Origin of the sequence: Azospirillum sp. TSH20, assembly GCF_003115935.1 — a bacterium.
Lineage (GTDB): Bacteria > Pseudomonadota > Alphaproteobacteria > Azospirillales > Azospirillaceae > Azospirillum.
The window spans coordinates 33,769-44,470 of the sequence record NZ_LGQU01000009.1; the positions used below are offsets into that span (position 1 = coordinate 33,769).

A 10,702-nucleotide genomic window follows, 5' to 3' on the forward strand; every position below is an offset into this window, starting at 1 on the left:
TGCGACTCGCCCGACGGCAAAACCATAAACAAAAAGTGGTTTAACCGGAAGGCGGAAAGAACGGAGACGGGTGCACTGCGTCATTTGGGGGCGGCAATCACGGCAGCGCGGCGGCTTCGGTCACCATGGCGCGGCCCGGCATGCGGTCGGGCTGTGCGCCGGCCACCGCCCCGGCGATGCCGCCGGTCAGCCAGGCGGAGAAGGCGCTGCGCCCGTCGGTGCTGGCCTGACCGCAGGCGGTGGCGGGGATGGCGTCCTCGTCATCGTAGTTCCACAGCGGCAGGTTGATGCCGGAGGGCGCAGCAGAGGGCGCAGCGGACGGCTCGGCGGCGGACGCGGTGGCGATCAGGCCGGTGGAGCGCGGGGCGGCGGGGCGGCTGTGCACCTCGATCAGGGCGACGCGGATGCCGGCGGCCCAGGCGCGGTCGATGAAGGCGCGCACCTGCCGCGCGGTGGCGGTGGAGCCGTCGACGGCGCCGGGCGACCCGCCGGTCAGCCAGGCCGACGGCGTCGGGCCGCAGCCGCGCCGGTATTGCAGCGCCACCTGATCCTGCACATAGGTCTGGCCGCGATAGAGGCGCAGCAGGCCGTTGCCGTAGCGTTGCAGCTCGTCGAGCGGATCGCGGCTGGCGGTCAACAGGTTGCGGTCGAGCAGGATCAGCGTCGGCTTGACGGCGATCAGCCGGTCGAGCAGCGGCTCGAAATCGGCGAACTGGGCCTGCCGGTGGACGATGCGCAGGAACTCCAGATTGGGCACACCACGCTCGGCGGCGATCTTCGTCATGCCGCGCTCGTCCAGCGTGGCGTCGCGCAGCATGGTGTCGCCGAGCGCCACCACCATCACCGAATCGGGATTGCGCGCCACCCGGTCGGCCATGGCGTTGATGCGGTTCAGGTTGTACCAGGCGAAGGGCTGGTCGTAGAGCATCGAGCCGGCCCACAGGACAGCCAGCATCGCCAGCCCGCCCAGCGCCAGCGGCGCCAGCAGCAGCCCGGTCCCCAGCATCCACCAGCGCCGCCGGCCGCGGCGCGGTGTCGAGTCGGAAATCGTCTCCTCGGCATGCGGAGGGACGGGGGGGAGGTCCTGTTTCGGCTCCTGCGGCTCAAGATGGGACATCGGGCGTCTCCAGGCGTGCTGCGGCTACTCCCACAACGCGCGGGGGAGGAGAATCGACACCTGGAAATTGGGGGTATCCCCAAGGCCCCGGAACACCCCCGTGGCAGGGTCCCGGTTTGCCGAACGCGCCGTTTCTGTGTAGGCTCCCTCCATCCAGCGAAGCCTTTCAGCAAGGTTGGGCGATGAGCACCGAGATCCGCACCTTCACCATTCCCGACGCCGCCGCCGAAGAGGCGCAGGTGCAGCTGTCCGCCTTCCTGCGGACGGTCGAGGTCCAGCGCATCGAGACCGCCTATGCCGACGGCGCGTGGCGGGTGCTGGTGCTGTTCACCGACCTCCGCCGCAAGGAGGAGTCGCAGCAGATCGAGGCGGCCATCGCCGCCGCGCTGAACGGCTGGCGCGACAAGGCCGCCACCCAGGCCGGCGTGACGCGCGACGCCATCCTGGCCGATGATCTGGTGCAGGAGATCGCCCGCTTCGCTCCGACGACGGAGCATGAGCTGTCGATCATCGTCAACGCCCGCGGCCAGGCCAGCTCGCCCTATGGCGGGGAGATCGTGCAGGTGGTCCGCTCGACGCTGGATTTGCTGATCGACTGAGCGGGGTGCGGCGTCCGGCGGAGTCCTATCCGGTTCGGTCGGGTGCGGACACACCCAAAGGCTGCGCTGCTGCTGCCGTAAGCGTCAGTTGGTTCCTGATCCCTGCCGTGTCAGGATTGGACCCTTCACCGGCATCGACGGATGGGGTGGTTTGTGGCTTCAAAAGATCATCCGACGGCTCGTGTCGCGGCGGACGCGGCGTGGACCGCCGTTCCGGACTATCGCAAAATGGCCCTTGAACTGGCCCAGCTCGGTGCGGAAGCCGCCCGGCGCGCCCGCATGACCGGCAACGGGCGTTACGACCGGCTGGCCCACACCTTGACCAGCCGCGCCGGGGAAATCCTGGACGATCTGGAGCGCGGCGGGAAGGCGTGACGGTCGGGGGTGGATGCGAAAGAAAACGGCGCCCGGGTGGGGCGCCGTTGTCGTTTGTGCGAGGTGGCTGCTGATTTGCCCCCACCCCGACCCTACCCCGCTGGGCGGGGGAGGGGATTAAGTGCTGATTGGGGAAGCGGCGGAGTTCCCTCCCCTGCGGAGCGGGGGAGGGTTAGGGTGGGGGCAAGTGCGACTTGCCTCAGACCACCCTGCCTCAGCCCCCCCTGCCTCAGACCACCTTGGCTTCGTGCATGGCGGCGATCTGGTCCTTGTTGTAGCCGAGCTGGGCCAGGACCTCGTCGGTGTGCTCGCCGAGCAGCGGGGAGCCGGTGACCTCGACCTTCATGTCGGAGAACTTGATCGGGCTGCCGACGGTCAGGTACTTGCCGCGCACCTTGTGGTCGACCTCGACGACCGTGCCGCTGGCGCGCAGCGACGGGTCGTTGGCGATCTCCTTCATCGACAGGACCGGCGAGCACGGGATGTCGAACTTGCGCAGGATGTCGACGGCCTCGAACTTGGTCTTGTCCTTCAGCCAATCCTCGATCACCGCGAAGATGTCGAAGATCTTGTCCTGGCGCGCCTCGGCGGTGTTGTAGGCCGGGTCGTCGATCCACTCCTCGCGGCCGAGAGCCTTGCAGATCGGCGCCCAGGCATGGCCCTGGATGGTGAAGTAGATGTAGGCGTTGGGATCGGTCTCCCAGCCCTTGCACTTCAGCACCCAGCCCGGCTGGCCGCCGCCGCCGGCATTGCCGCCGCGCGGAACCACGTCGGTGAACTTGCCGTGCGGGTACTGCGGGTATTCCTCCAGATAGCCGACGCGGTCGAGGCGCTGCTGGTCGCGCAGCTTGACGCGGCAGAGGTTCAGCACGCTGTCCTGCATCGACACGGCGACCTTCTGGCCCTTGCCGGTCTTGGTGCGGGCCATCAGGGCGGTCAGGATGCCGATGGCGAGGTGCATGCCGGTGTTGCTGTCGCCGAGAGCGGCGGCGGACACGGTCGGCGGGCCATCCCAGAAGCCGGTGGTCGACGCGGCGCCGCCGGCGCACTGGGCGACGTTCTCATAGACCTTCAGGTCCTGGTAATGGTGGCCGTCGCTGAAGCCCTTGACCGAGGCGACGATCATGCCGGGGTTCAGTTCGCGGATCTTGTCCCAGCTGAAGCCCATGCGGTCGAGCGCGCCGGGGCCGAAATTCTCCACCAGCACGTCGGATTCGCGGATCAGACGGGTCAGGACTTCCTTGCCTTCGGCGGTCTTGGTGTCCAGCGTCAGGGAGCGCTTGTTGCTGTTGAGCATCGTGAAATAGAGCGCGTCGGCGTCCGGGATGTCACGCAGCTGGTTGCGGGTGACGTCGCCGGCGCCCGGACGTTCGACCTTGATCACGTCCGCGCCGTACCAGGCCAGAAGCTGGGTGCAGGCGGGGCCGGCCTGCACATGGGTGAAGTCGATGATCTTAATGCCTTCAAGCGGCTTGGTCATGACTGCAACACTCCCTTTTTTCACGTAGTTTCAGATTGTCTCTTGGACTTGCTCTTCTGCCCGGCCGGCCCACGCCCGGAGATCGGGGGGCGTCGAGGTCGCCGCCGGCCGGAATTCGATGATCGCCGCAGGGCGCCGTCAGCCGGCCGCCGCTTCGAGTTCGGTGAGGCGGCGGCGCAGTTTCCGTTCTTCGGTCCAGCGGGCGGTTTCGTCCCGCACCACGGCGACGATCCCGGACACCCCTCCGTCGGTCCCGCGCAAAAGCGCGACGGTGAAGGCGATCGACAGGCTGTGCCCGTCCTTGTGGACCGCCGGAACCCGCAGCAGGTCATGGCCGTAGCGGGTCTCGCCGGTGGCCATGGTCTTTTCGTAGCCGTCCCAATGACGCTGGCGCTGGCGTTCGGGAATGATGATGTCGAGCGACTTGCCCATCGCCTCGTCGGCGGTGAAGCCGAACATCCGTTCCGCCGCCGCATTCCACAGGATGATGGCGCCGGTCGGGTCGGACACGATGACGGCGTCGCCGATCACCGCCACCAACTGTTCGCAATCCACAACCGCGGGCGAACCCGCTGCTGCTGTCTGTTCCATGTCGATCTCCTTGGCGCTCGCCCCCTCTTGGATTGGGCGCCGGGGGAGCCGGTGCGGCGGTGGCCCGTAAAGCGTGCCGCACTGACATTATCGATACGGTATACCAGATACCATCGACCATGCAAGAGAATTTGAGCGCGAGGCAAACTGTCATTGTGGCGAACAGACAGCCACTCCGAGAGGGGGGACCGGAATCCGGAATCGACAGAACGCCGGCGGTGGCGCAATCGATTGTGTACCTACAGTTATCGGCATAGGATCCCGGCGACGGAGCCCGCCGGGCGGCGAAGATCGTCGTTCCGCCGCCAACAGAAGGATTGGAAATGGCCGCTTTCGACAGCTATTGCGTGGCGCCTTTCAAGCAGCGCCTGCCGATCCAGCGGCTGTTCCCGGACGATCACGAGGTGAATGGCGGGATTTGCTTCGGCCTTACCTTGGAATGGATCCGGCGCCACCGGGCCAACAAGGGCGAGACGCCGCAGAAGCGCATCGCCTTCATCGACCAGGACAGCACGATCCTGCATGCCAGCATCAAGCAGCGCCTCTATGGCGCCGAGTTGTTTTTCGATCTCGACCTGTCGTCGGGCCAGTTGGGCGCCCGCAATCAGGCGATGAGCCATGCCGGATTGAAGATCGGATCGACCAGGACGGAGTGGATGGACGCGACCGACTCAGACAGCGTCAAGGAGGTGATGAAGGCGATCTCGATCGCCACCGCCAGCCCCCACACCTATCACATCGTCAGCATGAATTTCGAACAGCGGGGGGCGGCGCATGCGACCTGCTGTTACAAGTCCGGCGGCAAGGCCTTCGGTTTGGGATCGCACCTGTATTTCTTCGATCCCAATTTCGGCGAGTTCAGGGCATCGAGCGGCAGCGCCGCCGACCTGTTCACCGGGCTGGTCGACCGGTACCGCCATTTCGTGAAGCGGGACGGGTCGACCATCGATTACCGGGTTCAGGAATTCGTCGTGCAGAGCATTTCCTTCGCCTGACCGGATCACCCGACCAGACTGAAGAAGGGCATCGACGCGTATTTGCTGGACTTGATGTTGGCGACCACCTTGTCCTGCGAATGGCCGCCGGTGGACAGGGTCGCCGGCAGCTTGATCACCTTGCCGACCGCCTTCGACGATTTGCTGATCGGGTCCCATTGCAGGTTGAAGTTGATGATCTGCTTTTCGATGGACGCCAGATCTTCGGTGGGCACCCGGACATAGGGGCCGTGGATGATGCCGCCGCGCACCATCTTCGACACCGTCGGCGCATTGAAGGCGCAGCAGGGCAGCGCGGTCTCGACCGCGACGATGGTGGCGATGGCGCCGCCCAGCGAATGGCCGCACAGGATCGGACGGGCGGCGCCCAGCAGCATCTTCGCCTGTTCCAGCAGAAGATGGGCGGCACGGATGCCGGCGGGCAGGCTTTCGATGGTGTAGAGCGCGATGTCCGTCTTCAGGTTCTTGGTGCCGGCCATCTGGCCCGACGTGCTGCTGCCGACCGCCGTGCCGCGATAGGCGATGATGTACTGGTCGGAGTGCTTTTCCTGATAGACGGCGCCAAAGAAGCCAACGTCGATATCTTCATGGGTAAAGATCACCTGGAAGCCGGGCGGAGACCGCCGTGCCCCGTCCGCCTTGTTGAAGGCGGCGGCGTCGTTGCCGCGGCCCTTCTGGAAATTGTAGACGGTGTTCGCGGCAACGGCCAGATCGAGGATATTGACCGGCATGATGGCGCCCTTCGTCGTAAACGGGAAGCCGAGACAATACCGGCACGCAGGGGCTGTCAACGAACCGGAGCGATTGTTATCGGCATTTGTGATTTTGTTTTGGTTGTAAGTGCGGTTCCGGTCGGATGGGCAAAAGAAAAGGGCGCCTCGCGGCGCCCTTCCTTGCGTCATTGAACCCGTTCTTCCGGATCAGACGTCCAGCAGCAGGCGGCGCGGATCCTCGATCAGCTCCTTGATGCGGACGAGGAAGGTGACCGCTTCCTTGCCGTCGATGATGCGGTGGTCGTAGGACAGCGCCAGATACATCATCGGGCGGACCTCGATCTTGCCGCCGACGACGACCGCGCGGTCCATCGTCTTGTGCATGCCGAGGATGGCCGACTGCGGCGGGTTGATGATCGGGGTCGACATCAGCGAGCCGTAGACGCCACCGTTGGAGATGGTGAAGGTGCCGCCGGTCAGCTCGTCCATCGACAGCTTGCCGTCGCGGCCCTTCTTGCCGAGGGCGGCGATGGTGCCCTCGACGCCGGCGAAGTCCAGCTTGTCGGCATCGCGGACGACCGGAACCACCAGACCCTGCGGCGTGCCGACGGCGACGCCGATGTCATAGTAGTTCTTGTAGACTATGTCGGTGCCGTCGATCTCGGCGTTGACGGCCGGGATCTCCTTCAGGGCCTGGACGGCGGCCTTGACGAAGAAGGACATGAAGCCGAGCCGCACCTTGTGGCGCTTTTCGAAATAGTCCTTGTACTCGGCGCGCAGGGCGATCGCCGCCGACATGTCCACCTCGTTGAAGGTGGTCAGCATGGCGGCGCTGTTCTGGGCCTCCTTCAGACGCTCGGCGATGCGCTGGCGCAGGCGGGTCATGCGGACGCGCTCTTCCTGCGCGGCCCGCGGACGGTCGCCCTGGGTGCCGGCGGCCCACACCATCTTCGGCGCCGGAGCCGCGGCCGGAGCGGCCGGCTTGGCGGCCGGGGCGGCCAGCACGTCGCCCTTGGTCACACGGCCATCCTTGCCCGAACCGGCGATGGACGAGCCGTCGATGCCCTTCTCGTCCGCCAGCTTGCGGGCGGCCGGGCCGGAAGCGGCCAGATTGCCCGGAGCAGTGGCGGCGGCGGCCGGGGCCGGGGCGGCGGCCGGAGCCGGAGCAGCGGCGGGTGCCGGGGCAGCGGCCGCAGCAGCCGGAGCGGCGCCGGCGCTGGCGCCCTCGTTGATGACGCCCAGCAGGGCGCCGACCTCGACGTTCGCGCCTTCCGGAGCGACGATCTCGGCCAGCACGCCGGCGGCCGACGCATTCACCTCAAGCGTGACCTTGTCGGTCTCCAGCTCGACCAGCGCCTCGTCCATGGCGACGGCCTCGCCGGCCTTCTTCAGCCAGCGGGCGACCGTCGCCTCGGAGACGGACTCACCCAGCGTGGGGACCTTGATGTCGGTAGCCATTCTTTATCCTCGTTCGTCTTCTTGTTCGCTTGGGTGATGGTCAGCGGACCGTCAGGGCTTCGTCCAGGAGCTTGGCCTGCTCCTGGTTGTGACGCTTCAGCAGGCCGGTCGCCGGCGAGGCGGTGGCCGGGCGGCCGACATAGGACGGGCGGCCGGCCTTGTGGCCGACGTCCTTCAGCACGGCTTCCAGGCGGCGGTCGGCGAAGAACCAGGCGCCCTGGTTCTCCGGCTCTTCCTGGCACCAGACCAGCTCGGCGTTCGGATACTTGGCGAACTCGGCCGCCAGAGCGTCCTTCGGGAACGGGTAGAGCTGTTCCAGGCGCAGGATGACCACGTCCTTGATGCCGCGGCTCATGCGCTCCTGCAGCAGGTCGTAATAGACCTTGCCGGAGCACACCACGATGCGGCGGATCTTGTCGTTGGCGGCCAGATCGTTGGCGGTCTCGCCCAGCACGCGGTGGAACGTGCTGCCCGGCCCCATCTCCGACAGGTCGGAGATGCACAGCTTGTGGCGCAGCAGCGACTTCGGCGTGAACAGGACCAGCGGCTTGCGGAAGCTGCGGCGGATCTGGCGGCGGAAGACGTGGAACAGGTTGGCCGGCGTCGTCACGTTGCAGATCTGCCAGTTGTCCTCGGCGCACATCTGCAGGAAGCGTTCCGGACGGGCGGACGAGTGTTCCGGACCCTGGCCCTCGTAGCCGTGCGGCAGCAGCATCACCAGGCCGGACATGCGCAGCCACTTGGACTCGCCCGACGAGATGAACTGGTCGATGATGGTCTGCGCGGTGTTGGCGAAGTCGCCGAACTGCGCCTCCCACAGCACCAGATTGTGCGGCTCGGCCAGCGAATAGCCGTATTCGTAACCGACGACGGCGGCTTCCGACAGCGGGCTGTCATGGACCTCGAAGGTCGCCTGATCCGGGCTGACGTGGCAGAGCGGGACGTACTTCTCTTCGGTGTTCTGGTCGTACATCACCGCATGGCGGTGCGAGAAGGTGCCGCGGCCGGAATCCTGGCCCGACAGGCGGACGCCGGTGCCCTCGGCCACCAGCGTGGCGTAGGCCAGCGCCTCGGCGGTCGCCCAGTCGATGCCTTCGCCAGACTCGAGCGTCTTCTTCTTGGCTTCCAGCTGGCGCGCGATCTTGGAGTTGATCGCGAAGTTCTTCGGGTACTCGCAGAGCTTGAAGCCGATCTGCTTCAGCTTGTCGATGTCCACGCCGGTTTCGCCGCGGTGGGCGGAGTTGGCACCCTGCGCCTGCAGGCCGGCCCACTTGCCTTCCAGCCAGTCGGCCTTGTTCGGCTTGTAGGTGCTGGACGCCTCGAACTCACCCTCCAGCTTCTTCATGAAGTCCTGGGTGATCTGGTCGCCCTCGGCCTGGGTGATCACGTTCTCGTCGACCAGCTGCTTGGCGTACAGCTCGCGCGTGGTCGCGTGGGCGCGGATCTTCTTGTACATCAGCGGCTGGGTGAAGCCCGGCTCGTCGCCCTCGTTGTGGCCGTGGCGGCGGTAGCAGACCATGTCGATCACGACGTCCCGCTTGAACTTCTGGCGGAACTCGATGGCGATGCGGCTGACATGGACGACGGCTTCGGGATCGTCGCCGTTCACGTGGAAGATCGGCGCCTGCACCATCTTGGCCATGTCGGAGCAGTACACGCCCGACCGCGAATAGGTCGGGTTGGTGGTGAAGCCGATCTGGTTGTTGATGATGAAGTGCATGGTACCGCCGGTGCGGTAGCCGCGCAGCTCCGACAGGCCCAGCGTCTCGGCCACGATGCCCTGGCCGGCGAAGGCGGCGTCGCCGTGGATCAGCACGCCCATCACCTGCTCGCGCTCCAGGTCGCGGCGCTGCTGCTGCTTGGCGCGCACCTTGCCCAGCACGACCGGGTTGACCCATTCCAGGTGGGACGGGTTGGCGGTCAGCGACAGGTGGACGATGTTGCCGTTGAAGTCACGGTCCGACGAGGTGCCGAGATGGTACTTCACGTCGCCCGAACCCTGGACGTCCTGCGGGCTCGACGGGTTGCCCTGGAACTCCGAGAAGACGGCGGAGAAGGGCTTGCCCATGAAGTTGGTCAGCACGTTCAGGCGGCCGCGGTGGGCCATGCCGACGACGACCTCTTTCAGGCCGAGCTGGCCGCCGCGCTTCAGGATCTGCTCCAGCGCGGGGATCATCGACTCGCCGCCCTCAAGGCCGAAGCGCTTGGTGCCGGTGTATTTCAGCTGCAGGAACTTCTCGAAGCCCTCGGCCGCGGTCAGGCGCTCCAGGATGGCGCGCTTGCCGTTCACCGTGAAGTCGGTGTGGTTGCGGCCGCCCTCGATGCGCTCCTGGATCCAGGCCTTCTCTTCCGGGTCCTGGATGTGCATGAACTCGACGCCGATCGTCCCGCAATAGGTCTTGTGCAGGATCTCGAGGATCTGGCGCAGCGACGCCGTTTCCAGGCCGAGCGAGTAGTTCAGGAAGATCGGACGGTCGAGGTCGTCCGGGCCGAAGCCGTAGGTCGCCGGATCCAGTTCCGGGTGCGGCTCGCGCTTTTCCAGGCCCAGCGGGTCGAAATGAGCGTTCATGTGGCCGCGGACGCGGAAGACGCGGATCAGCATCAGGGCGCGGATGCTGTCCAGCGTGGCGGCGCGCAGCTGCTGCGGGCTGATGCCGCCGTAGACCTGCTGGGTGTGGGCCAGCATGGCGCCGTTGGCCGGGCCGTTCATCGCGGCGGCGGCGCCATTGGGAGCGGCGCCGTTGGGGAGACCGACGATGAAGCTCTCGGCGACCGGGTCGCGCTTGGCCTTGGGGTCCTCCAGATCGGACACGGTCCAGGACGCGCCGCGCAGCTCGTCCAGGACGGCGCGCGAATCCTCGTCCAGATCCTGGAAGAAGCTGTTCCAGCTGGGGTCGACGGCGGCCGGGTTGGACAGGTAGCTGGCGTAGAGTTCGGCGACGTAACCGGCGTTCGAGCCGAAGAGGAACGAGGTCTGTTCCAGATTTGCCGACATGGTTTCACCTCGGGCCGTGCGCCCGGGTCCCTGTGGGAGATGGTTTTAAGGCGGAAGGGGACGGGGGATCGTTGGATCCCCATGTGCCAGCGCCGGCGGGGAGCCCGCCGACGCTTGCATATGGGTCCCCAGGACCGTCCGTCCAGAGGGCCGACCAGAGAGGCGGCGGGCGGGGCACCGCAGCGTCCCGCCCGTCAACCTCTTTCGAGGCGTCCTCTTTTCAAAGGCCGGAGGCCGTGGGCGTCACCCTTGAGGCGACGCCCACAGGCGATCAGCCCTTGAACACCTTCAGCATGGTGGAGCCCAGGCTGGCGGGGCTGTCGGCGACGGCGATGCCGACCGACTTCATGAAGTCGATCTTGAAGTCGGCGGTGTCGTT

9 protein-coding genes and 1 pseudogene are annotated in these 10,702 nt (G+C 66.5%); 3 read left to right on the forward strand and 7 right to left on the reverse strand.

Annotated elements, in window-relative coordinates:
- Positions 1 to 97: 97 nt before the first annotated feature.
- Complete coding sequence (locus tag TSH20_RS03040) at positions 98 to 1,117, reverse strand: hypothetical protein (RefSeq protein WP_109073338.1); 1,020 nt, start codon at positions 1,115 to 1,117, stop codon at positions 98 to 100.
- A gap of 182 nt (positions 1,118 to 1,299) precedes the next feature.
- Between TSH20_RS03040 and TSH20_RS03045 the strand changes: the two genes are divergently transcribed.
- Together TSH20_RS03045 and TSH20_RS03050 are read left to right on the forward strand one after the other, a co-directional pair.
- Positions 1,300 to 1,716, forward strand: a complete 417-nt coding sequence (locus TSH20_RS03045; RefSeq protein WP_109073339.1) for an HRDC domain-containing protein — start codon at positions 1,300 to 1,302, stop codon at positions 1,714 to 1,716.
- Between the two features lie 228 nt (positions 1,717 to 1,944).
- A complete protein-coding gene (locus tag TSH20_RS03050) occupies positions 1,945 to 2,091 on the forward strand; it encodes a hypothetical protein (RefSeq protein ID WP_247871581.1) in 147 nt (48 codons plus the stop codon).
- A 229-nt stretch (positions 2,092 to 2,320) separates the two neighbouring features.
- On the opposite strand, the gene frc is transcribed toward TSH20_RS03050, so the two are convergent.
- Positions 2,321 to 3,571 carry a formyl-CoA transferase gene (gene frc / locus TSH20_RS03055; RefSeq protein WP_109073341.1) on the reverse strand — a complete coding sequence of 417 codons (1,251 nt, stop codon included), beginning with the start codon at positions 3,569 to 3,571 and terminating at the stop codon, positions 2,321 to 2,323.
- A 138-nt stretch (positions 3,572 to 3,709) separates the two neighbouring features.
- On the reverse strand, positions 3,710 to 4,162 hold the full coding sequence (locus tag TSH20_RS03060) for a PAS domain S-box protein (RefSeq protein ID WP_109073342.1): 453 nt from the start codon (positions 4,160 to 4,162) through the stop codon (positions 3,710 to 3,712).
- A 323-nt stretch (positions 4,163 to 4,485) separates the two neighbouring features.
- Here TSH20_RS03060 and TSH20_RS03065 point away from each other — a divergent pair, with 323 nt between their 5' ends.
- Positions 4,486 to 5,157, forward strand: a complete 672-nt coding sequence (locus tag TSH20_RS03065) for a YopT-type cysteine protease domain-containing protein (protein ID WP_109073343.1) — start codon at positions 4,486 to 4,488, stop codon at positions 5,155 to 5,157.
- A 5-nt stretch (positions 5,158 to 5,162) separates the two neighbouring features.
- On the opposite strand, the gene TSH20_RS03070 is transcribed toward TSH20_RS03065, so the two are convergent.
- The 4 genes and pseudogenes from TSH20_RS03070 to TSH20_RS35575 all read right to left on the reverse strand — a co-directional run.
- Positions 5,163 to 5,888, reverse strand: coding sequence for a hypothetical protein (locus tag TSH20_RS03070; RefSeq protein ID WP_109073344.1), 726 nt, complete (start codon positions 5,886 to 5,888; stop codon positions 5,163 to 5,165).
- Positions 5,889 to 6,077: 189 nt separating this feature from the next.
- Positions 6,078 to 7,328 carry a 2-oxoglutarate dehydrogenase complex dihydrolipoyllysine-residue succinyltransferase gene (odhB, locus tag TSH20_RS03075; RefSeq protein ID WP_109073345.1) on the reverse strand — a complete coding sequence of 417 codons (1,251 nt, stop codon included), beginning with the start codon at positions 7,326 to 7,328 and terminating at the stop codon, positions 6,078 to 6,080.
- A gap of 40 nt (positions 7,329 to 7,368) precedes the next feature.
- Entirely contained in the window at positions 7,369 to 10,323 is a 2,955-nt protein-coding gene (locus TSH20_RS03080) for a 2-oxoglutarate dehydrogenase E1 component (RefSeq protein ID WP_109073346.1), read from the reverse strand.
- A 271-nt stretch (positions 10,324 to 10,594) separates the two neighbouring features.
- Positions 10,595 to 10,702 (reverse strand): annotated as a pseudogene (locus tag TSH20_RS35575) (succinate--CoA ligase subunit alpha); the annotation flags it as partial.

Bases quoted from the DNA above. Each gene is read 5' to 3' on its own strand.
- TSH20_RS03040 (WP_109073338.1), bottom strand. From the start codon at position 1,117: ATGTCCCATCTTGAGCCGCAGGAGCCGAAACAGGACCTCCCCCCCGTC.
- TSH20_RS03045 (WP_109073339.1), top strand. From the start codon at position 1,300: ATGAGCACCGAGATCCGCACCTTCACCATTCCCGACGCCGCCGCCGAA.
- TSH20_RS03050 (WP_247871581.1), top strand. From the start codon at position 1,945: ATGGCCCTTGAACTGGCCCAGCTCGGTGCGGAAGCCGCCCGGCGCGCC.
- frc (WP_109073341.1), bottom strand. From the start codon at position 3,571: ATGACCAAGCCGCTTGAAGGCATTAAGATCATCGACTTCACCCATGTG.
- TSH20_RS03060 (WP_109073342.1), bottom strand. From the start codon at position 4,162: ATGGAACAGACAGCAGCAGCGGGTTCGCCCGCGGTTGTGGATTGCGAA.
- TSH20_RS03065 (WP_109073343.1), top strand. From the start codon at position 4,486: ATGGCCGCTTTCGACAGCTATTGCGTGGCGCCTTTCAAGCAGCGCCTG.
- TSH20_RS03070 (WP_109073344.1), bottom strand. From the start codon at position 5,888: ATGCCGGTCAATATCCTCGATCTGGCCGTTGCCGCGAACACCGTCTAC.
- odhB (WP_109073345.1), bottom strand. From the start codon at position 7,328: ATGGCTACCGACATCAAGGTCCCCACGCTGGGTGAGTCCGTCTCCGAG.
- TSH20_RS03080 (WP_109073346.1), bottom strand. From the start codon at position 10,323: ATGTCGGCAAATCTGGAACAGACCTCGTTCCTCTTCGGCTCGAACGCC.